This is a genomic window from Arthrobacter sp. LjRoot78 (genome assembly GCF_964254335.1).
Classification (GTDB): domain Bacteria; phylum Actinomycetota; class Actinomycetes; order Actinomycetales; family Micrococcaceae; genus Arthrobacter.
This window is the reverse complement of the sequence record NZ_CAXUTG020000001.1, coordinates 4,583,516-4,605,923: the sequence shown is the minus strand read 5'-3', so window position 1 is coordinate 4,605,923 and position 22,408 is coordinate 4,583,516. Positions and strand designations below refer to the sequence as shown.

General features: G+C 65.4%; 22 protein-coding genes. 18 read left to right on the top strand and 4 right to left on the bottom strand.

The genetic code is table 11. The features are described 5' to 3' along the window. Nucleotides 1-19 precede the first annotated feature (19 nt). The 10 genes from ACSQ1X_RS21365 (at nucleotide 20) to ACSQ1X_RS21320 (ending at nucleotide 14,120) form a co-directional block, all read left to right on the top strand. The gene (locus tag ACSQ1X_RS21365) at nucleotides 20-1,762 is read left to right on the top strand and encodes an L-lactate permease (protein WP_436059205.1); all 1,743 of its coding nucleotides are present in this window, start codon (nucleotides 20-22) and stop codon (nucleotides 1,760-1,762) included. Then, on the top strand, nucleotides 1,762-4,587 hold the full coding sequence (locus ACSQ1X_RS21360) for an FAD-binding and (Fe-S)-binding domain-containing protein (RefSeq protein ID WP_436059204.1): 2,826 nt from the start codon (nucleotides 1,762-1,764) through the stop codon (nucleotides 4,585-4,587). The genes ACSQ1X_RS21365 and ACSQ1X_RS21360 overlap by 1 nt, the downstream gene beginning before the upstream one ends. Before the next feature lie 153 nt (nucleotides 4,588-4,740). Beyond that, on the top strand, nucleotides 4,741-5,511 hold the full coding sequence (locus ACSQ1X_RS21355; RefSeq protein ID WP_436059203.1) for a DeoR/GlpR family DNA-binding transcription regulator: 771 nt from the start codon (nucleotides 4,741-4,743) through the stop codon (nucleotides 5,509-5,511). Then, the gene (locus tag ACSQ1X_RS21350; protein WP_436059202.1) at nucleotides 5,508-6,710 is read left to right on the top strand and encodes an MFS transporter; all 1,203 of its coding nucleotides are present in this window, start codon (nucleotides 5,508-5,510) and stop codon (nucleotides 6,708-6,710) included. Before ACSQ1X_RS21355 ends, ACSQ1X_RS21350 begins: the two co-directional genes overlap by 4 nt. Nucleotides 6,711-6,774: 64 nt before the next feature. Next, nucleotides 6,775-8,295 (top strand): bifunctional phosphatase PAP2/diacylglycerol kinase family protein, encoded by a 1,521-nt coding sequence (locus ACSQ1X_RS21345; RefSeq protein WP_436059201.1) that lies wholly within the window; start codon nucleotides 6,775-6,777, stop codon nucleotides 8,293-8,295. 127 nt (nucleotides 8,296-8,422) lie between these two features. Then, on the top strand, nucleotides 8,423-9,367 hold the full coding sequence (locus ACSQ1X_RS21340) for an ABC transporter ATP-binding protein (RefSeq protein WP_055802768.1): 945 nt from the start codon (nucleotides 8,423-8,425) through the stop codon (nucleotides 9,365-9,367). Between the two features lie 3 nt (nucleotides 9,368-9,370). After that, complete coding sequence (locus ACSQ1X_RS21335) at nucleotides 9,371-10,297, top strand: ABC transporter permease (protein WP_436059200.1); 927 nt, start codon at nucleotides 9,371-9,373, stop codon at nucleotides 10,295-10,297. A gap of 38 nt (nucleotides 10,298-10,335) precedes the next feature. After that, nucleotides 10,336-11,664, top strand: a complete 1,329-nt coding sequence (locus ACSQ1X_RS21330; RefSeq protein ID WP_436059199.1) for a sensor histidine kinase — start codon at nucleotides 10,336-10,338, stop codon at nucleotides 11,662-11,664. Beyond that, nucleotides 11,661-12,461 carry a response regulator gene (locus ACSQ1X_RS21325; RefSeq protein WP_436059198.1) on the top strand — a complete coding sequence of 267 codons (801 nt, stop codon included), beginning with the start codon at nucleotides 11,661-11,663 and terminating at the stop codon, nucleotides 12,459-12,461. Before ACSQ1X_RS21330 ends, ACSQ1X_RS21325 begins: the two co-directional genes overlap by 4 nt. 228 nt (nucleotides 12,462-12,689) lie before the next feature. After that, the gene (locus tag ACSQ1X_RS21320; RefSeq protein WP_436059197.1) at nucleotides 12,690-14,120 is read left to right on the top strand and encodes an amino acid permease; all 1,431 of its coding nucleotides are present in this window, start codon (nucleotides 12,690-12,692) and stop codon (nucleotides 14,118-14,120) included. Between the two features lie 62 nt (nucleotides 14,121-14,182). On the opposite strand, the gene ACSQ1X_RS21315 is transcribed toward ACSQ1X_RS21320, so the two are convergent. Both ACSQ1X_RS21315 and ACSQ1X_RS21310 read right to left on the bottom strand, forming a co-directional pair. Further along, nucleotides 14,183-14,488, bottom strand: coding sequence for a hypothetical protein (locus ACSQ1X_RS21315; RefSeq protein ID WP_436059196.1), 306 nt, complete (start codon nucleotides 14,486-14,488; stop codon nucleotides 14,183-14,185). A 69-nt stretch (nucleotides 14,489-14,557) separates the two neighbouring features. Then, complete coding sequence (locus tag ACSQ1X_RS21310; RefSeq protein WP_436059195.1) at nucleotides 14,558-15,046, bottom strand: Hsp20/alpha crystallin family protein; 489 nt, start codon at nucleotides 15,044-15,046, stop codon at nucleotides 14,558-14,560. 491 nt (nucleotides 15,047-15,537) lie between these two features. On the opposite strand from ACSQ1X_RS21310, the gene ACSQ1X_RS21305 reads away from it, so the two are divergent. After that, complete coding sequence (locus ACSQ1X_RS21305; RefSeq protein WP_436059194.1) at nucleotides 15,538-16,452, top strand: 3,4-dioxygenase subunit beta; 915 nt, start codon at nucleotides 15,538-15,540, stop codon at nucleotides 16,450-16,452. Nucleotides 16,453-16,515: 63 nt separating this feature from the next. Then, entirely contained in the window at nucleotides 16,516-17,856 is a 1,341-nt protein-coding gene (locus tag ACSQ1X_RS21300) for a M18 family aminopeptidase (RefSeq protein ID WP_436059193.1), read from the top strand. A 25-nt stretch (nucleotides 17,857-17,881) separates the two neighbouring features. Here ACSQ1X_RS21300 and ACSQ1X_RS21295 read toward each other — a convergent pair whose 3' ends face one another. Then, entirely contained in the window at nucleotides 17,882-18,550 is a 669-nt protein-coding gene (locus tag ACSQ1X_RS21295) for a DUF1345 domain-containing protein (RefSeq protein ID WP_436059192.1), read from the bottom strand. A gap of 267 nt (nucleotides 18,551-18,817) precedes the next feature. Here ACSQ1X_RS21295 and rpsF point away from each other — a divergent pair, with 267 nt between their 5' ends. The 4 genes from rpsF to rplI all read left to right on the top strand — a co-directional run bounded on the left by rpsF (nucleotide 18,818) and on the right by rplI (nucleotide 20,590). Continuing rightward, complete coding sequence (gene rpsF, locus ACSQ1X_RS21290; protein ID WP_055802737.1) at nucleotides 18,818-19,123, top strand: 30S ribosomal protein S6; 306 nt, start codon at nucleotides 18,818-18,820, stop codon at nucleotides 19,121-19,123. Nucleotides 19,124-19,178: 55 nt separating this feature from the next. After that, complete coding sequence (locus ACSQ1X_RS21285) at nucleotides 19,179-19,754, top strand: single-stranded DNA-binding protein (RefSeq protein ID WP_018775330.1); 576 nt, start codon at nucleotides 19,179-19,181, stop codon at nucleotides 19,752-19,754. A 126-nt stretch (nucleotides 19,755-19,880) separates the two neighbouring features. Next, nucleotides 19,881-20,120 carry a 30S ribosomal protein S18 gene (gene rpsR / locus ACSQ1X_RS21280; protein ID WP_003800144.1) on the top strand — a complete coding sequence of 80 codons (240 nt, stop codon included), beginning with the start codon at nucleotides 19,881-19,883 and terminating at the stop codon, nucleotides 20,118-20,120. A 17-nt stretch (nucleotides 20,121-20,137) separates the two neighbouring features. After that, nucleotides 20,138-20,590: a 50S ribosomal protein L9 gene (rplI, locus tag ACSQ1X_RS21275; RefSeq protein WP_018775331.1), complete on the top strand. Its 453-nt coding sequence runs from the start codon at nucleotides 20,138-20,140 to the stop codon at nucleotides 20,588-20,590. Nucleotides 20,591-20,732: 142 nt separating this feature from the next. Here the strand turns inward: rplI and ACSQ1X_RS21270 are convergent, their stop codons facing one another. Continuing rightward, complete coding sequence (locus ACSQ1X_RS21270; RefSeq protein ID WP_436059191.1) at nucleotides 20,733-21,155, bottom strand: DUF1801 domain-containing protein; 423 nt, start codon at nucleotides 21,153-21,155, stop codon at nucleotides 20,733-20,735. A gap of 150 nt (nucleotides 21,156-21,305) precedes the next feature. Between ACSQ1X_RS21270 and ACSQ1X_RS21265 the strand changes: the two genes are divergently transcribed. Further along, nucleotides 21,306-21,932 carry an FMN reductase gene (locus ACSQ1X_RS21265; RefSeq protein ID WP_436059190.1) on the top strand — a complete coding sequence of 209 codons (627 nt, stop codon included), beginning with the start codon at nucleotides 21,306-21,308 and terminating at the stop codon, nucleotides 21,930-21,932. A gap of 68 nt (nucleotides 21,933-22,000) precedes the next feature. Next, on the top strand, nucleotides 22,001-22,375 hold the full coding sequence (locus ACSQ1X_RS21260) for a zf-TFIIB domain-containing protein (RefSeq protein ID WP_436059189.1): 375 nt from the start codon (nucleotides 22,001-22,003) through the stop codon (nucleotides 22,373-22,375). Nucleotides 22,376-22,408: the final 33 nt, after the last annotated feature.

Here is a 22,408-nt window from a genome sequence, read left to right as displayed (position 1 = left end):
AACACAAATCTGGAGACACATGTTTCAGCAGATCCTCGATCCCATTGCCGGGTCCCTAGTGATTTCAGCCCTTTGCGCTGCGCTTCCCCTCGTCCTGCTCTTCGTCCTGCTCGGCGTTTTCAAAGTCAAAGCGCCAAAGGCCGCCCTCGCCAGCCTGGCCCTGTCCCTCGTGCTGGCCATCGTGGGCTGGCAGATGCCGGTCAACCAGGCCCTGAGCGCCACCGCAGCCGGCATCTTCTACGGACTGTTCCCGATCCTCTGGATCCTGGTCAACGCGCTGTGGATCTACCGGCTCACCGTGGCCACACCCTGGTTCGAGGTGCTGGGTCAGACAATCCGCTCCATCTCCAACGACCTCCGCATCCTGTCCATCCTGATCGCCTTCTGCTTCGGTGCGCTGCTGGAATCCTTGGCCGGATTCGGCGCCCCCGTGGCGATCTCCGCTGCCATGCTGATGGCGGCCGGCATGAAGCCGCTGAAGTCGGCTGTGGTCTCGCTGCTGGCCAACACTGCTCCCGTGGCCTTCGGCGCCATGGCCGCGCCGATCATCGCACTGAACGGCGTCACCGGACTGCCGCTGCACGACCTGTCCTCGATGGCCGGACGCCAGACGCCGTTCATTGCCCTGATCGTGCCGCTGCTGCTGGTGTTCATCGTCGACGGCCGGCGCGGCGTGAAGCAGACCTGGCCCGTAGCCCTGGTGGCAGGCGTCGCCTTCGGAGCGGCCCAGTTCGTAACCTCCAACTACTTTGCCGTGGAACTCACCGACGTTGTTGCCGCCGTCGTGACAGTGGCCGCCGTGCTGCTGATGCTGAAGGTCTGGCAGCCGAAAGAAACCGTCGGAATGGGCGGCACTGTCGAAGCCGCATCGAAAGCCGAACCGGAAGCTGCGCACGCGGCTGCTGCCGTCGCCGTCGCCCGTGACGGCCGCTCCGCCGCCGGGTCCGTGACTGGCGCCGAACACCCGGCCTCCGTGCCCGCCTCGGGGACCGCGGTGTCCGCCGATAACTCACGGCCCGAACCACGGAAGATCTGGATGGCGATCGCCCCGTACCTGATCATCATCGCTGTGTTTTCGGTGGCCCAGATCCCGTTCGTCAAGACCTGGCTGGGCCAGGTGGGCAGCGTGACGTTCGCGTGGCCCGGCCTGGACATCACCGATTCCGCCGGCAAGCCTGTCGCGGCCACGAAATTCAAGCTGGACCACCTCAAGGCGACCGGCACCCTCCTGATGTTCTCCGGCTTGCTCACCATGGCGCTGTACAAAATCACTGCATCCCAGGGCCTGCGCATCTACCGGGATACGATCGTGCAGCTGCGGTGGACGATCGTCACCGTCACCGCCGTCCTGGGGCTGTCCTTCGTGATGAACCTGTCCGGCCAGACCACCACCCTTGGCTTCGCGCTAGCCTCCGCGGGTGGCTTCTTCGCCATCCTCTCACCGCTGATCGGATGGATCGGCGTGGCCCTCACCGGCTCCGACACCTCCTCCAACTCCCTGTTCGGCCAGATGCAGGCCACCGCCGCGGCGCAGACCGGCCTGTCTCCGGTGCTGATGGCGGCCTCCAACTCCTCCGCCGGTGTGATGGGCAAGATGCTATCGCTGCAGAACCTTGCCGTGGCCTCGGCGGCGGTGGGCCTTGACGGTGCCGAGGGCGCCCTCTTCCGGAAGCTCCTCGGCTGGAGCCTCGGCCTGCTGGCGCTCATCACTGTCCTGATCTTCCTGCAGTCCACCCCCGTCCTCGGCTGGATGGTCCCCTGATGGCACCGCTGGACATGGCCGGTCTCCGCGCAGCTGTGAAGGATCCGGCCCAGGCAAGCACCCGGGCCATCGACCTGCACGCGAACGCCCACGACGCCTCGCATTTCCTCCTGCTCCCGCAGGCCGTGGTGACGGCCGGGAGTGCCGCCGAAGTGGGCGGGCTGCTGCGGGCCAGTGCCGCCCAAGGCGTGCCATTGACGTTCCGCTCCGGAGGGACCAGCCTGAGCGGCCAGGCGGTCACCGCCGGCGTGCTGGTGGATGTCCGCCGCAACTTCCGGGAGATTGAAGTGCTCGACGACGGCGCGCGGGTCCGCGTTCAGCCCGGCGTCACGGTACGGGCACTCAACGCGAGGCTCGCCCGCTACGGGCGGAAGTTCGGCCCGGATCCGGCCAGCGAGGCGGCGTGCACCGTCGGCGGCGTGGTGGCGAACAACTCCTCCGGGATGAACTGCGGCACGGTGGACAACACCTACCGCACCTTGGAGTCACTGACTGTGGTGCTGCCCTCCGGCAGCGTCATCGATACCGGAGCAGCCGACGCCGACCAAAGGCTCCGCGCCCTCGAACCGGAACTCCACGCAGGCCTGGTCCGGCTGGCCGGGCGGGTCCGTAACAATGCGGACTCCGTGCGCAAAATCCGGCAGCAGTTCTCGATGAAGAACACCATGGGTTATGGCCTGAACTCCCTGCTGGACTTCCAGTCCCCGGTGGACATCATGGCCCACCTGATCATCGGCAGCGAAGGCACCCTGGGGTTCGTTGCAGAGGCGGTCTTCCGCACCATCCCGCGGCTCCAGCACGCGGCCGCAGGCTTGCTGGTGTTTCCGGACCTCGAAGCCGCCAACGCTGCCCTGCCCGCCCTCGTTGAAACCGGTGCCGCCACCATTGAGCTGATGGATGCGCTGTCCCTCAAGGTGGGCCAGACGCTCAAGGGAACGCCCGCCGTCGTGCAAGACCTGGCAGTCCGGGAGCATGCCGCCCTGCTCGTGGAGTATTCTGCCGGCAGCGCCGGTGACCTCGTGGAGCTCCAGGCCCACGGCGAGGGTCTCCTCCCGGACCTCGGCCTGTCTGCGCCCGCCCGGTTTACGGGCGACGCCCGGGAACGTGGGCAGCTCTGGCAGTTGCGCAAGGGACTCTACGCATCGGTTGCCGGTGCCCGTCCCCAGGGCACCACTGCCTTGTTGGAAGACATCGTGGTTCCTGTTCCGGTGCTGGGCAGGACGTGCCGGGAACTGAACCGGCTCTTCGACAAATACAGCTACAGCAACAGCGTGATCTTCGGCCACGCCAAGGACGGCAACGTTCACTTCATGCTTACTGACGGTTTCGCCTCTCCGGCCGAACTGGACCGCTACAGCGCCTTCACGGAGGACATGGTGGACCTGGTCCTGGGCGAGGGCGGATCGCTGAAGGCCGAGCACGGGACGGGGCGTGTAATGGCTCCCTTCGTCCGCCGGCAGTACGGCGATGAGCTTTACGACGTCATGCGAACCATTAAGCGGCTCTTCGACCCCGCTGCGATGCTCAACCCGGGCGTGCTGATGGACGAGGACCCGCTGGCTCACCTGCGGCACATCAAGACGGCGCCGCCCGTGGCCGAGGAGGTGGACCGCTGCGTCTCCTGCGGCTACTGCGAGCCGGTGTGCCCCAGCAAGGACATCACGCTCACGCCGCGCCAGCGGATCGTGACGCTGCGGGCCATCGAATCCGCCAGGCTGGCCGGGGATACGGCGCTGGTGCGAGAACTGGAAAAGGACTACGAGTATGAATCCGTGGACACCTGCGCCGTGGACGGGATGTGCCAGACCGCCTGCCCGGTGGACATCAACACCGGATCGCTCGTGAAACGCCTGCGGAAGGCCGACGCCGGTCCGCTCGCCAACGGTGCGTGGAACGCCGCCGCCAAGCACTGGGAGGGTGTGACCCGTGGCGCCTCGCTGGCCTTGACCGTGGTCGACAAGCTCCCGGCAGCTGCCATCACGCCGCCCAACAAGGCCGCCCGGGCAATCCTCGGGAAGGACACGGTACCGCTGTACTCCGCCGAACTGCCCGGCGGCGGTTCGGTTCGCAAGCGTCCGACGCCGGCGGCCCGAGCTGACGCCGTCTACTTCCCGGCATGCGTAGGGACCATGTTCGGACCCGCAGGCGCGGGTCCCGACGCAGAAGGCCATGGCGTCCAGTACAGCTTTGAACAGCTATGCGGCCGCGCCGGGCTCACGCTCCTCGTCCCGGAAGGGATCGACGGCCTGTGCTGCGGTACCCCCTGGTCCTCCAAGGGCATGTCCGCGGGCCAAACAACCATGCGCCGGAAGACCCTGGCCGCCCTCAGGGAAGCCACCCGGGACGGTGAACTTCCCATCGTCTGCGACGCGTCCTCGTGCACCGAAGGGCTGCGGCAGGCCGTCGAATCGGACATACCCGCGCCGGGGCAGCGTGCGCTCCGCATGGTGGACGCCGTCGACTTCGCTGCGGAAAAGATCCTGCCCCGGCTGCCTGACCACGGAAAGCTGGAGTCCCTGGCACTGCACCCCACCTGTTCGTCCACCAGGATGGGCCTCAACGATGCCTTGGGTGCCATTGCCGGAGCGGTGGCCGAGCGGGTGGACATCCCGGAAAACTGGGGCTGCTGCGCGTTTGCCGGGGACCGGGGCATGCTGCACCCCGAACTGACGGAATCGGCGACTGCGAGACAGGCTGCGGAGGTGGCTAAGATGGGCGCCGCCGCCCACGCCTCATGCAACCGCACCTGCGAACTGGGCATGACACGGGCTACGGGCGCCCAGTACCGGCACGTGCTGGAGCTGCTGGAGGAAGTCACCCGGTAAGCCGGACGCTCTCTCACTTCCTGCACGTTTTGCACCGACGCTCCTTCACCAGGTGAGAGAGCGTCGGTGTTTTTCGTGCGAAAAGTGAGAGAGCGTTGAGTCCATACGATCACTAATTCTGATTAAGTGATCATTTTCGGTAGCATTTTGTACATGAGGACTGAAGAGCGGCACCGGTTAATCGGTGAATTGCTGCGGAGCCGTGAAGAGGTGACCGTGGACGAGCTGATGGCCGAGTGCGGAGCGTCCGGCGCCACCATCCGCCGCGACCTGGATGTCCTGGCCATCCACGGCGTACTTCGGCGGGTGCACGGCGGGGCGAAGAGCCTGGTGCTCCGCGGCGAGAATCCCGGTTACGGGCAGCGGGAACTGGAAGAACAGGACGTCAAAGTCCGGATCGCCGCAGGCGTGGCAGGCCTGCTGCAGGACCGCGAACATGTGTGGCTCGACAGCGGAACCACCGCCACCGGGATCGCCCGTCACCTGCGGCAACGTGAACTGACGCTGATGCCCATGTCTCTGCCCGCCCTCAACGCCTTGACCGCGGAAGGCCAGGCCGGACACCGTCCCGCCCTGCTGGTGCCGGGCGGAAGCCTGATCCCCGGCGAGCTGTGCTTCCGGGGCCCGCTGGCCGAGGCCAACATCCGCTCCCTTCGTTTTGATACCGCCGTGGTGACGCCCTGCGCAGTAAACCTCAAAGACGGACTGCTGGCGCACGACCTCGACGATGCCGCCGTCAAGCGCGCCGGACTCGAATCCGCCGGCCGCGTAATAGCAGCCTGCGCAGGCTCCAAATGGAACGCTGCCGCCGTGGCACTGGTAGCAACGCTGGAAGCCGTGGACGTCATCGTCACGGACCGGGTGTTCAGCCCGCAGGAACTCACGCAACTTGGAAAACACTCTGTGAAAGTAGTGAACGTATGAGCATCGCCGTCTCCACCCAGAAGCTGAACGCCGCGGCCGCCGCCACGTTCCTCGTGTTCGGGATCAACGGGCTCGTGTTTGCCAGCTGGGCAGCACGCATCCCCGCCGTCACCGAAATCCTGCACGTGACCTCCGGGCAGATGGGAACGCTGCTTCTCTGCACGGCGGTCGGTTCGTTGATCGCCCTTCCCACGGCAGGGTGGGTGGTGGGACGGATCGGTACCGCCAACGCCGTCCGCGCCAGCGGGCTGCTGGCAGCGCTGGCCGGGGTGGGCGTCGCCCTTTCGCTGACGGCCGAGTCGGTGCCCGGCACGGCCGTGGCCTTGTTCTTCTTTGGAATTGGTGTGGGCCTGTGGGACGTTTCCCAGAACATTGAAGGGGCCGACGTCGAACACCGGCTCAAGCGCACCATCATGCCGCAGTTCCACGCGGCTTTCAGCGGCGGAGCCTTTGTGGGCGCCCTGATCGGCGCCGGCCTCTCCGGACTCGGTGTGGGGCTGCCTGCCCACCTCCTGGTCATCGCCGCCGTGGTGGCGGTGCTCACCATGGTGGCCCCCCGCTACTTCCTGCCGCATATCGCCGCCGAGGTCCCTTCCAGCGGGGACGCAGCAGCACAGAAGGGTGACTCCGCCTGGCGCGACAGCCGCACACTCTTGATCGGCGTTGTGGTCCTTGGCGCTACCCTCACTGAAGGGGCCGGGAATGACTGGATCGCCAAAGCCTCCGTGGACGGTCTCGGCACCAGCGAATCCACCGGCGCACTGATGTTCGCAGTCTTTGTCCTGGCCATGACGGCGATGCGGTTCTGCGGCGGGTTCGTGATCGACAAGTACGGCCGTGTTGCCGTACTGCGGGCCAGTATGGCCGCGGCGGCCGCGGGACTTGGCCTTTTCGTCCTTGCGGGTAACGTGTGGCTTGCGACGGCGGGAGCGGCACTGTGGGGAATCGGCGCGGCGCTGGCCTTCCCGATGGGCATGTCCGCCGCGGCAGACGATCCCAAGAAGGCTGCTGCCCGGGTGTCGGTCGTGTCCACGCTGGGTTACATCTCCTTCCTGGCCGGACCGCCGCTCCTCGGTTACCTGGGTGACCTCACCGGGATCCATCTCGCCCTGCTCGCCATCATGGTGCCCATCCTCGTGGCGCTCCTTCTCGCCGGCGCGGCAAAGCCCTTGCCTGGTGCGCCGCTCCGCAACGAATAGCACCCGCGGCAGCCACCCCGGCAGCCAACCCAGTGATCCGCAGGGTCGGCGGTAGGGTGGGGAAATGCGAAGGATGCTGAGGAAAGGCCCGGGCCTGCTTGCCGGGCTGGACCGGAAGTTGCTCAAGGCCGTGTCCGACCTGCCGGGCGGAAACCATGATGTCCTGTTCCGCCGGCTTTCGGCGGCGGCAAACCATGGGAAGCTGTGGTTCGCGGTGGCCGGAGGACTGGCCCTCATCCCGGGCAAGCCCCGGCGCGCGGCGCTGCACGGGGTGATTGCCCAGGGCGTGGCGTCGGCCGTCACCAACGTGGTGTTCAAAACGCTCCTGCCGCGGGCCAGGCCGCTCCCGGAGCATCTTCCCATGTTCAGGTTCGTCAACCCGCAGCCCACCAGCTCGTCGATGCCGTCAGGCCATTCGGCGTCCGCGGCGGCTTTTGCCGTGGGTGTGGGCCTTGTCGAGCCTGGCATCGGAGCCGCCCTGGCGCCCCTTGCCGCCGGCGTCGCCTACTCCCGGGTCCATACCGGCGCCCACTGGCCCACGGATGTATTGTTCGGGTCGGCCATCGGGGCCGGCGCAGCCATGATCACCCGCAAGTGGTGGCCCGTCCGCCCGCCGTTCCCTGAGACCACCCGCGCCGCAGCCCAGGCTGCACAGCTGCCCGGCGGAGAAGGCCTGCACATCGCCGTCAATACTTTGGGCGGCTCCTATGCGCCGGAAACAGTCAAGGCACTCCAGGACGTATTCCCTCTAGCGCATATACATGAGATTGATGAGGGCGGCGATGTAGCCGCCGAGATCAGGGCGGCGGTTGAGGTGCCGGGAGTCAAGGCGCTCGGAGTGTGGGGCGGCGACGGAACGGTGGGCACCGCTGCGGCGGTCGCCGTCGAACATTCCCTCCCTCTGCTGGTGCTTCCCGGCGGAACCCTCAACCACTTTGCCCGCGATGCCGGAACCTCCACCCTCGAGGATGCCGTGGAGGCGGCGTCCGCCGGTTCAGCTGCCCGGGCCGATGTGGGGCATGTCCTCGTGGAACGGGGCCTCGCCGGAAACCCCGAAAAGCTGGAGCGGATCATGCTGAATACGGCAAGCATCGGCCTCTATCCCAACCTGGTCCGGCGGCGTGAACAGCTCCGGCCCGCCCTCGGCAAACCGCTGGCCGGAGTGGCTGCCATGTTCAGGACGTTCGCGGCCGGCACCCCCACCACCATGATTGTGAACGGCGTCCGCCACAAGCTATGGATCCTCTACATTGGTCGCGGCCGCTACTACCCCCGCGACCACGCACCACTGGTGCGGCCGGTGATGGACGACGGCGTGCTGGACCTGCGGATGATCACCGCGGATGAGTCCTTCGCGCGGCTCCGGCTGCTCTGGTCCGTGCTGACAGGCACCGTGGCGACGTCACGGATCACCCACCTGAGCGAATCCACCACGGTAACCGTGGACGCGGCCGAGTCCCCCATGGCCCTTGCCGTGGACGGCGAAGCGTTGCCGGGCGTGCGCCGGGTCGAATTTTCCGTGTTGCCCGGAGCGCTCACTTACTACTGTCCGCCGCCTTATGGTCATCCCTTGGGACTACCCTGATTCCACCCTGAATCATCCCTGAGACCGGCGAAAAGGGAACGTTGCGTCTGTAGCGTGGGTGGTACGAACGGATCTGCGGCATGCAGACGCCGTCACCGCATCCGCAGCTACGCAAAGGAACGCTTCCATGATTGAAGCAAGAGGCCTGTCCAAGGTCTATGGCGATAAAACCGCCGTGGGCGGAGTGGACTTCACTGTCCAGGCCGGCATGGTCACCGGCTTCCTCGGCCCCAACGGGGCCGGTAAATCCACCACCATGAGGATGATCATGGGACTGGACACGCCGACGTCGGGCTCGGTCACCGTCAACGGTGTTCCGTTCACCAAGCACGCGGCTCCCCTGCGTGAAGTGGGCGCCCTGCTGGACGCCAAGGCGGTCCACACGGGCCGTTCGGCCTATAACCACCTGCTGGCCATGGCCGCCACCCACAGCATCCCCAAGAAGCGCGTCAACGAGGTCATCGAAATGACCGGACTGGCCGACGTCGCCAAAAAGAAGGTCAAGGGCTTTTCGCTCGGCATGGGACAGCGGCTGGGAATTGCCGCGGCACTGCTGGGAGATCCGCAGACCATCATCCTGGATGAGCCGGTCAACGGGCTGGACCCGGAGGGCGTGGTGTGGGTCCGGAACCTGGTGAAGTACCTGGCCTCGGAGGGCCGGACTGTCTTCCTGTCCAGCCACCTTATGAGCGAAATGGCCGTGACCGCGGACCACCTGATTGTGATCGGCCGCGGAAAGATCATCGCGGACGCCCCCATCAAGGACATCATCACCGGCAAGGGTGCGAGCCGTACCCGCGTCCGCACGGACGAGCCGGACCAGCTCATGCACCTCCTTGCCGGCACCGGAGTTTCGGTAGAAGCCCAGGACCACGAACTGCTGGAGGTCAAGGGACTGGATCCGCGGCAGATCGCCCGGACCGCCCTGGACAACCACGTCATGATCTACGAACTCACCCCGCTCCAGGCCAGCCTCGAAGAGGCCTACATGGAGCTGACCAAGGACGAGGTCGAATACCACTCGCTCATCACCACGGGAGCCCCCGTTCCCGCCCAGACCGGAGGCAAATAAGCCATGAGCTCAACTACTTTGGAACCCAACCCCTCGGGCCGCAGGGCCCAGGGCGGCGCGGCACCCCAGGCCGGCGGGCCCTCCGGACAGTCCGTCCACTCAGCCGGCGGTCCTGCTTCTCCGGGTCCCGGTCCCAGTTTCCTGCGCGTGCTGAACTCGGAATTCATCAAGTTCCGCACCCTGCTCTCCACGCTGATCCTGCTTGGCTCCACCATGCTGGTGATGGTGGGCTTTGGCGCCCTGGCGGCGTGGTCCACCGGCCAGTTCCGCGAGCAGATGGCCTCCGACCCGGAAGCCGCAGCCCAGATGGCGGCCCAGGGCGGCGACATCGCGGTGAGTGCCCCCACCTCCGGTATCGCTTTTGCCCAGCTGATCCTCGGGTCCCTGGGCGTGCTGCTGATGAGCTCAGAATTCACCACCGGAATGGCGCGCTCCACGTTCGCGGCCGTGCCCAAGAGGATTCCGGCCTTCGTGGCGAAGTTCCTCGTCGTAGTGGTGGTGTCCTTCGTTCTGGCCGGCGTTTCGACCCTCATTGCCGGCCTGGTGTCCGTTCCGATCCTGGACAACTATGGCCTGAGCCTGGACCTGGCCAGCTCCCAGTCCGTCAAGCTTTTGATCGTCAACAGCCTGTATGTGGCCGCAGTTGCCTCCATCGGCATGTCCCTGGGCAGCATCATCCGCAATTCCGCGGGCGGGATCATGAGCCTGGTGGGCCTGTTCTTCGTGGCGCCGATCGCCTTCCAGCTGATTCCCGGCGACTTCTTCGAAGAAGCCCGCAAGTACCTTCCGGGCAACACTGTGACGCCACTGACCGCCGTAGAACACGTGGACGGGAACCTCGAAGCGTGGCAGGCTGCCCTGGTGCTCGGCGCGTGGGTGGTGGTTCCGGCGATCCTAGCCATGGTCCTGCTGAAGAAGCGGGACGTTTGAGCGGGCAGGGCGGCCGGACCGCCGTCTAGGCTCAACAAATGTACGAAGAACCACCGGCCAAGGACGCATCAGCCCTGACTCAGGTTGATGCGTCCTTTGCCGCAATCGCCGACCGCCGCCGCGGCAGGCTCCGCCGGTACCTGCACCGGAACCCCCGCGCCATGGATTTGGTGGTGGTGCTGTGCTACCTGCTCCTGGTCACGCCCACCGCAGTGGACGCCGTGCTCGACGGCGGCTGGGCAGCCACCGCGTTGCTCGCCGCCGTCGCCGTGGCCCTCTCTTTCCGCCGGACTTATCCGGTGGCCGTTGTTGCCACCGTGGCGATGCTGGAAGTGGGCATCACGCTTCTGCACCCTTGGGGCTCCAACGTTTCCGCGGGACTGTGGTTTGCCCTGTATGCGCTGGCAGTGCGGCGGCCCCGCAGGTTCTCCATCACTGCCCTGGCATTGTCCAACACCCCGCTGTCCCTGCTGTACTTCCTGACCCTCGTAGGCCCGCTGGAACGTGCCCTTCCCAGCGGCGGCCCGGCGGCCCCGGAGAATTCGCAGCTGGTGTTTGGAATCGTTGCCGGCATCACCATCACGCTGTCCAACATCATCGCCACCGGAATCGGCATCTCCGTCCGGCAGCGACAGGAACACGAACAGGAAATCGCCGCGTGGGCGGCCCGGACCGCCGAACTGGGCTCCGTCACCGAACGCAACCGGATCGCCAGGGAGATGCACGACGTCGTGGCGCACTCCCTGACGGTGATGCTCACCTTGTCCGACGGCGCCGCAGTGGTGGTCAGGAAGAGTCCGGACCGCGCCGCCGAGGTCCTGGCAGAGATTTCCCGGACCGGGCGAACGGCTCTGGCAGACATGCGGCGCGTGCTGGGCGTCCTGCGTGACGAATCACCGGCAGGCCAGGCTCCCCGGCAGCCGCTGAGCGCAGGAAACAGCCTGGCCAAACTCCTGGAGGGCTTCCGCACTGCGGGGCTGCCGCTGCACTACTCGCACACCGGACCTGCCCTGCCTGAGGACGCGGCCTTCCAACTGACCGTCTACCGGATTGTGCAGGAATCGCTCACGAACGTCCTCCGCTACGGCCGGGCGCTGGGCCGGGTGGATGTGAATATGGCGCGCACTGACGGTACGGTCACCATTGAAGTGCTCGACGACGGCAAAGGCACCGTGGGTCACGCGGCCGCTGCCGCACCGGTGGCAGCGGCCGGCGGGGCGCGGCCCCTGGGGTCCGGGCAGGGCTTGACGGGAATGCGCGAGCGGGCCGGGATTTACGACGGTACGGTGGAAGCCGGACGCCCCGCCGGTGGCGGATGGCGCGTCCGGGCAGTGTTGAATTGGAATGGGGACCAAGGAAAAACATGAATGGCAATGCACCGATAACAGTCCTGCTAGTGGACGATCAGCCCCTGCTGAGGATGGGCTTCCGGCTGATCCTTGAGGGCGAGGATGACCTTCGGGTGGTGGGCGAAGCCTCCGATGGGGCGGAGGCAATCCGGCAGGTCAGGGAGGTGAACCCCGACGTGGTGCTGATGGACGTTCGGATGCCGGTCTTGGACGGCATCGAAGCGACCCGGGCGGTGGCCTCTTCGGGGTCCTCCGCGAAGGTGATCATCCTGACCACCTTCGACCTCGATGAATACGCCTTTGCGGGCCTGCAGGCGGGTGCTTCGGCATTCCTGCTTAAGGACGTGGCCCCTGCTGAACTGGTTAGCGCCGTGCGGGTCGTGGCGAGCGGCGATGCCGTGGTGGCCCCCCGCGTCACGCGCCGCCTGCTGGAAGCCTATGTCCGCGGAGACCATCCCTCCGTCCCCGGACACTTTTCTGTCACCGGACACTCGGTGGCTACCGCGAACTCTGCGGCTAGCGGGCAACGAACCGCCTCTGTGCCGGCAGTTGGCAAAGGCAGGCATCCGCATGGCGAAGAGCAGCCAAAGGACCCGTTGCTGGAAGCCCTGACACCACGCGAAAGGGAAATGCTGGGGGCCATGGCCGAGGGACTGTCCAACGCCGAGATCGCACACAGGTTCTTCTTGTCCGAGGCCACGGTAAAAACGCACGTGCGCCGGATCCTCGCCAAACTGCACCTCCGGGACAGGGTGCAGGCCGTGGTTTACGCCTATGAGACAGGGTTGGTAGTGCCCAGCAATCCGGACTACTAGCTACTCAGAGGTAGATTTCGAACACATTTCAAAGTTGCTCGTAAAGTCACTTTTGTTGACCGTTGATGCTCTGCATTGTGGGAAGCTCCCTTTTGGGGGCCGTCAAAATGTTCGACTGCACAAGATCTGTCCTCCGGCATCAGGTCTAGGGTGAAAAAGAAATGTGGCCTGACACACGGAATCCGTGTCCGTCCGGGGCCCACACCCTCAACGAAGGACGGCGCTTCCATGCACGCTGACCAACAGCTCTCCAAGTCCCTGAAACCAAGGCACCTTTCCATGATCGCCATTGCCGGCGTGATCGGAGCCGGACTCTTTGTGGGTTCCGGTGCTGCCATCCAGCAGGCCGGCCCTGGCATTCTGCTCGCCTACATGGCCGCAGGAATCGTCGTGATCCTGGTGATGCGGATGCTCGGCGAAATGGCTGCAGCCAACCCCGAAACCGGATCGTTCTCCACCTACGCAGACAAGGCCCTGGGCCGGTGGGCAGGCTTCAGCATCGGCTGGCTGTACGCGTGGTTCTGGATCATTGTCCTCGGAATCGAAGCCACGGCCGGTGCCGCCATCATGCACCGCTGGGTTCCCGGCATCGACCAATGGATATGGGCGCTCGTGCTTATGGTGCTGCTGACGCTCACCAATCTGGGATCGGTGAAATCGTACGGAGAATTCGAATTCTGGTTTGCCTCCATCAAGGTGGCTGCCATCGTGCTGTTCCTGCTCTTCGGCGCGGCCGCCATCCTGGGCCTCATTCCGGGAGTTCCCGCCCCCGGGCTGGACAACCTGGTCAATAACGGCGGATTCCTGCCCAACGGCCCGGGTGCGGTCCTCGCCGGCATCCTGGTGGTGGTGTTCTCGTTCTTCGGCGCTGAAATTGCCACTATCGCAGCCGGCGAATCCGAGAATCCGGTGGACGCCGTCAAAAAGGCCGTGAAGTCCACTGTGTGGCGCATCCTGGTGTTCTACATCGGCTCCATCGCCATTGTGGTCACCCTGCTTCCGTGGAACTCCGCCTCAGTGGCGAAGAGCCCCTACGTCGCAGTGATCGAACTCTTCGGGATTCCCGGCGCCGGCACCATCATGGACATCGTGGTGCTGACTTCGGTGCTGTCCTGCCTGAACTCCGGGCTCTACACGGCCAGCCGCATGCTGTTCTCACTTTCCCGCCGCGGTGACGCACCGCGGGCATGGACGAAGATTTCCAAGCGCGGCGTCCCGGCCGCAGCCGTGCTGGCCTCAACCGTGGTGGGCTTCATCACCGTTGGCCTGAACTACATCGCGCCGGACACCGTGTTCCTGTTCCTCGTCAACACCTCGGGTGCGATCGCGCTGTTTGTCTGGCTGGTCATCGCGGCTTCACAGCTGATCCTCCGCCGGCGCATGGGTGCCGCCGCCAAGGACCTGGCCCTCAAGATGTGGCTCTTCCCATACCTGACCTGGGTATCCATTGCCAGCATCGTCGCGCTGCTGATCGGCATGGTGATCCTGGAGTCCACCCGGGAGTCGCTGCTGCTCTCACTGGCACTGGCGGCAGTGGTGGTGGGGGTCGGCGTCTGGCGCTACCGCAAGGGTCTCGGCGCCACCGGCGCCGGAACGGAAGAGCTCGTCGAACGAACGGCGGCGGAGGAAGCCGGCGTAGGTGCCGGTCCGGCGTCGTAAACCAAAGGTTCTATCTCAGCAGGGGCGGCAACAGCCGCCCCTGAACCGGAGTCCGGGTACCGTCAGTCCAGGTGCCCGGACTCCGCGCTGTCCGGATTCCCGGCGTCCGCCGGAGCCGGGCTGCCGGGCTGCACGGCGTCGAAGAAACGGTGCTCCCCGGCGGCGGCACTGTGAACCCTGGTGCGAATGAAGCTGACGTCGGCCGCGCTGAGCTGGATTGCACCGTGCTGGTCGCGGACCACTGGTTCGTCCGCAACCCTCGCAACGATCGTCGCGATCGTCCGGGGCAGCACGACGCAGCCCGGGTTGTCCATGAGCCACCTGCGGGTGTCGGGATCAAGCCGGTGCCACTGTGATTTCAGTTCCATTGGGCGCGCCGTTCCATGTGTATTTTTGCCTCTTTCCCGGTTGCCCGGCTGTTCTTGGTGGAGCCGCCATCAGTCGTGGCTGATGGGGAGCCGTTTCTCCGCAGCGTCCGTTCCGGGCAGCACGGGAAGCGGGGTCCTGACTTCGAGGACGCCGTCCCTGAAAGACACCTTGATGTCCTCGTCCGTAACGCCCTCCGGCAACGGCAGGTTGCGGGCGAAGGGACGGTACCGCTGCCCGGAGTGCAAGCGGGTCCCCTCGGATCGGCCGCCGGACTGCTCGTGCCCCGCACGGATGTGCAGCACACCCCCGGCCACGGAGACTTCGATGTCTGTGTCTGGGTCCGCGCCGGGCAAATGGGCCCGGACAACGAGTGCCTCCTTGTCGACGTACTCGTCAACGCTGACCTCCTCGTCGACGAGGACGGGGACCAGGCTGTCAGTGGATTCAAAGGACCGCCCGTTGGAGCCGGCGAACTGCGACGGGTTCCGGCCTGCCCCATCCTGGGCAGACGGCCATCGGGCCGATTCGAACGGGGACCATTTCAACGCACCGGACATGGCTCTCTCCTGATTGTTGCCGGGCAGGACGGATTACTGGCAGGGCTTTCCATCGGCAAGGCAGCAACGCGGCGGCCCTGACTCACAGACCAGTAGATACCCATCCCGGAACGACCAACAGGGCCCAAAGTCCCCGGATGGTCCCGGCCGTGGCCTGACCCATCGGCAAATCGCCGCCGCGCCGGAGTTACTCCCGGGTAAGGGACCTTTGGCCCCTTATTTAGCCGGACGCCAGCGGGCAGCATCGTTTGGAACCCCACGACCACCTTGGAAGGAAACCATGGCGGCCGCCGCCGGCATCGAGGCGATGCGTGAATGCGCGGGCACCGGACTGATCAGCAACCTTTGCCCTGACATCAGGGAGCCGGCCACGGCCCGGACCGCCAAGGCTCCCACAACTGCGGCGAAATCCCCGGCGACATCGACAGCCGCACAGCGGGTTCACAGGAAGGGCCTATACGCGGCATAGCCCTTCGGAGTTCTATTGGTCAATGACAAATTCACCGCAGCCGCCCCACGAACCCCACCCCAACCATGACCGCGGACTGGAATTCGACCTCTCAACGTTGATGAACCGCCGTTCCCTGGGAATGTTCTTCGGCGCCGGCACAGCGGCCGCCGCGCTGGCAGCCTGCACGCCGGGCTCCACCTCGGGAACCGCCGGCAGTTCCGCCACGGCGACGCCTTCTGCCTCGGCGACTGCTACGCCGTCATCTTCAGTGTCAGGGTCCGCCACGCCGTCGGCGTCACCCACGCTGACCCGGGCCATCGCCGACTGCGGGGTGGAAATTCCGCAGGAAACGGCAGGGCCTTACCCGGGAGATGGTTCCAACGGCCCGAACGTCCTGGAGGCGTCCGGCGTCGTGCGGCAGGACATCACGGCAAGCTTCGGGGCTGCCACCACCAAGGCCGAAGGCATCCCGCTGACAGTCACCCTGACGCTCCTGGACAATGCCAACGGCTGCAAACCCCTCGCCGGAGCCGCGGTGTACGCGTGGCACTGCGACCGTGACGGCAAGTACTCCATGTACGACGCCGGCCTCGAAAACGAGAACTTCCTCCGCGGAGTCCAGGAGGCGGACGCCAACGGCCAGGTTACGTTCACCACCATCTACCCCGGGGCGTACAACGGCCGCTGGCCGCACATCCACTTCGAAGTCTTCGAATCCATGAGCAATGCCACGGTGGCGGGGCAGGTACTGGCTGTCTCCCAGATCGCCATGACAGAGGCGGCCTGTAACGAGGTCTACGCCACGACGGGCTATGAGACCAGCGCCCGGAACTTTCCCAACACCACGCTCACCTCGGACAACGTCTTTGGCGACGACGGCGGCATCTACCAGCTGGCCACCATGTCCGGTTCGGTGGGCGCCGGTTACACGGCCGGACTCAACGTCACGGTGTAGTGGCAGTGCCCCCCGGGAACAGGGTTCGGCACGGGCCGTCGCGGCACCGCTAGACTCGGAGCCATGCCTTCCCACACCACTGCCGCAGACCACATCCAGGACCTCGGGACGTATGTCAGCGCGTCGCCGTCGAGCTTCCATGCGGTCCAGGAAGCCGCGAGGCGGCTGGATAAGGCGGGCTTCACCGGGCTGGATGAACTGGCCGCTTGGCCGGCCGGCGGTGGGGGTGCCGCCGCGGCCGGGCGGTTCTATGTAGTCCGCGACGGGGCCCTGATCGCGTGGGTGACACCCGAGAGCGCCGGACCCACGACGGGCTTCAATATCCTGGGAGCGCACACGGATTCGCCGTCGTTCAAGCTCAAGCCCAAACCCACCACGGGAAAGTTCGGGTGGCTGCAGGCAGGCGTCGAGGTCTACGGCGGCCCGCTGCTCAACTCGTGGCTGGACCGGGAACTCCAGCTGGCCGGCCGCCTGGTGATGCTGGACGGCACGCAGTGCCTGACCGCCACCGGTCCGCTGCTGCGGTTCCCCCAGCTCGCCATCCACCTGGACAGGGCGGTAAACGAGGGCCTGGCGCTGGACAAGCAGCAGCATATGAATCCCGTTTTCGGCCTGGGGGATCCGGCAGGCGAGGACCTCCTCGCGCTATTGGCCGAACGGGCTACCGCACCGGATCCCGGTTCCGCGCCGGTGGATCCGGCCCAGATCGGCGGATACGACGTCGTCGTGGCAGATACGCAGCCGGCTGCGGTTTTCGGGGCCAAGGGTGAATTTTTCGCCTCCGGACGGCTGGACAACCTGTCCGCCACGCATGCCGGCCTGGCAGCGCTCATCGCCCACGCCGAGGCCGGGGAGCAGGCCCACGGCGGCCCGATCGCCGTACTCGCGGCTTTCGACCACGAGGAGATCGGATCCAACTCGCGCTCGGGTGCCTGCGGGCCGCTCCTGGAGGACGTTCTGGTTCGCGTCTCGGACGGCCTCGGCGCGTCGGTCAGCCAGCGCCGGCAAGCCCTGGCGGCGTCGTTCTGCGTTTCGGCCGACGCCGGCCACGCGGTGCATCCGAACTACGCCGAGCGCCACGACCCGGTTAATCGGCCGGTCCTCAACGGCGGCCCGCTGCTCAAGATCAACGCCAACCAGCGCTACGCAACCGACGCGCCCGGTGCCGCCTTCTGGGCGCGGCTGTGCGGCCAGGCGGGCGTCCCGTACCAGGAGTTCGTTTCCAACAATGTGATGCCGTGCGGGTCCACCATTGGGCCGCTGACGGCGACCCGTCTGGGCATTAGGACCGTGGATGTGGGCGTGCCGCTGCTGTCGATGCACTCTGCCCGTGAACTCTGCGGCGTCGAGGACCCGTTCCGGCTGGCTAGGGTGACCGAACTGTTCTTCCGCACGGCGGCGTAGGGCGGAGGGTTCAGGAGCGCACCCGTCAGGCGAGACCGATCACCAGGTTGATGGTCGTGGCAAGGATGACGGTGCCAAACAGGTATGACAGAAGGCTGTGTTTGAGGGCTTCCGCCCTGATGAGGTGGTTCTGCAGATTGGTATCGGACACCTGGTACGTCATGCCAAGGCTCGTGGCCAAATAGGCGAAATCCGTGTACTGCGGCGGCCGTTCCTGGTTGAAATCGATGCCGCCAGCGTCTTTTGCCCCCCTCTTCCCGGGACTGTAGTACAGCTCGGCGTAGCGGAGAGTAAAAAGTGTCTGCACCAGGATCCACGACACCGCGACGCAGGCCAGGGCCAGGAATCCGCCGCTCAGTTTCTCGCCGCCGTCGGACCGGTGGGAGTCCACGACGACGACCGCGACGGCGGCCAGGCTGGAAACGTTGGCCACCAGGATCAGCAGGTCGGTGGTATTGCGGGACGGGTCCTCGGAAGTGGCGTGGGCGCGAGTCTCCGCAGGGCCGAGCCTCCCCACCACAAGCCACACCCAGGCAACGTAGACGAGTGCGGCGCTTCCCCATCCGACGGCCGGCGCCTGCACCCAATGCCCGGAGAATCCGGTGGCCGTCGCAGCGGCCAGGCCGGCAGCAACCATGGCAAGGAACCGCAGCCGGCTTCGTTTGACCTTGGCGGGCAGGGGGCTGGTGTCCATGTGTCGATACTCTAGCCAAACAAACACATCACACCGGGATTAGGACCGTTTTTCCACATAGCGGCCCGGAGCGTTTCCGCCCGGCAGGGCCCCTCGACTAGCCTGAAACGGCCACGAATCGCCGAAACCGGCCTAAATGCACTAAGATATTGAAGTCTGTGCTGCGTCCTGCCTCCGTTTTGGAGACCGGGCGTGCACGGCACCGCAAATGAACCTCCTGTTACGGAAATGCCGTAACCGCTTAGCCCAAAGGAGGTGGGTTCACATATGCGTCCTTACGAATTGATGGTAATCATCGACCCCGAGGTCGAAGAGCGTACCGTTGAGCCAACGCTTCAGAAGTTCCTGAACGTCATCACCAACGATGGTGGAACCATCGAAAAGGTTGACATCTGGGGCCGTCGTCGCCTGGCTTACGAAATCAAGAAGAAGTCTGAAGGTATCTACGCAGTGGTGAACTTCACCGCCAAGCCGGACACCGCCAAGGAACTTGACCGCCAGCTGAGTCTCAATGAGACCATCATGCGCACCAAGATCACCCGCCCCGAAGAGCAGAAGGTCGTTGCTGAGTAATTTCAGCTCCCGGCATTCAATCTTTACCCCGCAGGAACGAACAAGGAGGCAGTAGATGGCAGGCGAAACCACTATTACGGTCATCGGTAATCTCACCAATGACCCCGAACTGAGGTTCACACCGTCAGGTTCGGCAGTAGCGAATTTCACCATCGCTTCTACGCCCCGCACCTTCGATCGCCAGTCGAATGAGTGGAAGGACGGGGAAACCCTGTTCCTCCGCGCCTCGGTCTGGCGTGAAGCAGCCGAAAACGTCGCAGAATCCCTCACAAAGGGCATGCGGGTTATCGTTTCCGGCCGTCTGAAGAGCCGTTCCTACGAAACCAAAGAAGGCGAGAAGCGCACCGTTATCGAGCTCGAAGTCGATGAAATCGGCCCGAGCCTGCGCTATGCCAACGCCAAGGTCAACCGCACCCAGCGCTCCGGCGGTCAGGGTGGTCAGGGCGGCTTCGGCGGCGGCAACAGCGGCGGTGGATTCGGTGGCGGCCAGGGTGCAAACCAGGGCGGCAACACCGGAGGAACTTGGGGCGGCAACCAGCCCGCAGCGCAGGAAGACCCCTGGGCAACGCCGGGCGTCAGTAATGCAGGCGGCGGCTGGGGCAACGGCCCGGATTCCGAACCTCCCTTCTAACCAATAATTCAGGTCCGGCGCCGGATTCCGCCGGGATGCCTCACGGCTCCCGGATGACTGCCGCCGTCGGACCACCACCATCCCGTGGATCAATATCCACGGGCTCCATAGAATAGGAGCTCCACGATGGCTAAGGCTGAACTCCGTAAGCCCAAACCAAAGTCCAACCCCTTGAAGGCCGCTGACATCACCGTCATCGACTACAAGGACGTAGCATTGCTGCGCAAGTTCATCTCCGACCGCGGAAAGATCCGCGCCCGTCGCGTCACTGGCGTCACGGTGCAGGAACAGCGCAAGATCGCCCAGGCAATCAAGAACGCCCGCGAAGTTGCTCTGCTGCCTTACTCCGGCGCTGGCCGCGGCTAAGGAAGGGATTAACTAACATGGCAAAGCTCATTCTGACCCACGAAGTAACCGGTCTCGGTGCTGCTGGCGACGTTGTCGAGGTCAAGGACGGTTACGCACGTAACTACCTGCTGCCCCGCAACTTCGCCCTGACCTGGTCCAAGGGTGGCGAGAAGCAGGTTGAGTCCATCAAGGCTGCCCGCGTTGCCCGCGAGCACGCTTCCCTGGAAGATGCTCAGAAGCAGGCCGCTGCACTCTCCGCCAAGCCGGTCAAGCTGGTCGTCAAGGCCGGCGCAACCGGTCGCCTGTTCGGCACCGTCAAGCAGGGCGACGTCGCCGACGCTGTTGAGGCCGCTGGCCTGGGCCGCATCGACAAGCGCAAGGTTGAACTGCCGGCACACATCAAGTCGACCGGTTCCTACCAGGCAAACGTTCGTCTGCACGACGACGTTTCCGCTGTGATCGAACTCGACGTAGTCGCAGGCAAGTAGTTCCTCCGGTTTATCGCCAGAGAGCTACGCAGTCCTGAACTGCTGAAGGCCCCCGTGTTCGGATTCCCTTGGGAACCGGACGCGGGGGCCTTTTGTCTTAACGACTGGCGCTGCCTGCAACCCCCGGGTTGCTGCCGGTCCTCTATTCCTGGTGCATCACCGTGGTGGAGTGCCGGTGCCCGGCCCGGATGAGTTCTGCCAGGACCGACTCATCCACGTCCTCCAGTTTGTTGATGTAGAGACACCCCGCGCCGACCTTGTGTTTTCCCAGGCGGGGCAGCAGTTCGGCCGCTTCCGGGGCGTACGTGAGCCCGTACAGCGACAGGCTCCCCTTCCGGGGGGAGAACCCGACGGCTACGGTGTCCCCCTCGCGGCCGCTCTCGTAACGGTAGTGGTAGCTGCCGAAACCCACGATGCTCGGACCCCACATCACGGGTACTTCGCCGGTGTTTTCCTTCATGAGGGCCAGAAGCCGCAGGCCGTCGCGCTGGCGTGCAGCGTTCTCTACGCCCTCAAGGAAGTCCGCCACGGAGGCGTCCGTCGCCTGGGTCTTGTTTTCAGCCATGACGGCAGTCTGGCAGACGCCGCCGCCCTTGTCAGCAGGGTCACCCGGCAGTGATCCGATGCCGCGGAATAAACACGGGCGGGGGAGGGTTTAGTCGGTAGATGCAAACGCATGTACTCTGGATTTACCGATGACCTTCAGGAGCAAACCGTGGAAACCCGCCGTATTACCGTCCTCTCCGCCGGACTTGGCGTACCGTCCTCGAGCAGGCTGCTGGCTGATCAGCTTGCGGCAGCAGCCGAAAACAGGCTGGCTGCCGCCGGGTATGCGGTGGCCGTTGATGTGGTGGAACTCCGTGACCTCGCTGTGGACATTGCCAACAACTTCGTCACCGGCTACGCGGCCCCCCGGCTTGCCGAAGCGATCGCCGGCGTGGAGGACTCGGACGGCATCATTGCCGTCACGCCGGTCTTCAGCGCCTCCTACAGCGGCCTTTTCAAGTCCTTCTTCGACGTCCTGGATCCTAAATCGCTGGAGGGCAAGGCCGTCCTCCTTGGGGCCACGGGCGGCACCGACCGCCATCAGATGGTGCTGGATTATGCCATGCGTCCCCTGTTCAGCTACTTGCGGGCCCGGGTAGCTGCCACGGGCGTTTTCGCCGGCCCCCAGGACTGGGGCACCGCGGACGACGGCGGCACGCCCCTTTCGGTGCGGATCGACCGGGCCGCCGATGAATTTGCGGTACTGGTCGCGGCCGCGCCGCCGCGGCGGAAGACGGACGCCGCCGAGTCGCTGCCGTTTGAACAGCTCCTGGCGGGAATTTCGAACGGCCGCTAGGCGCAGCCTCCGGCGGACCCAGCGGGTGTTCGGCGAACTTTTCCGCGGTTCCAGTCGTTGTGCGGGACATGAAATGCCCTGTGGATTCAATAGACCTGGTAATGAGTGAGCGCAGCGGAGTGGAGATCGATTATTGTCCGCAGTGCCGGGGCGTGTGGCTTGACCGCGGTGAACTGGACAAGATCATTGACCGCGCGGCCGAGCTGGCAGGGCCGCAAACGCCGGCTGCACCGGTTGCTCCACCCGTCGCCGGGCTTATCCCGCCGCCGCTGTACAACAACCTGGACCCTCGCCGGGACGACAGGCGGCCGGATGATCGCCGCTATGACGACCGGCGGGACCGTCACCGCTACGATCAACCCCGCCATGACGATCGCCGCTACGACGACCGGCGGCGACCCAAGAAAAAGGAAGGCTGGCTTGGCGAGCTTTTCGACTTCTAGGCGCCGCGCCGGATCCAAGGGCCCTCAGCCCGC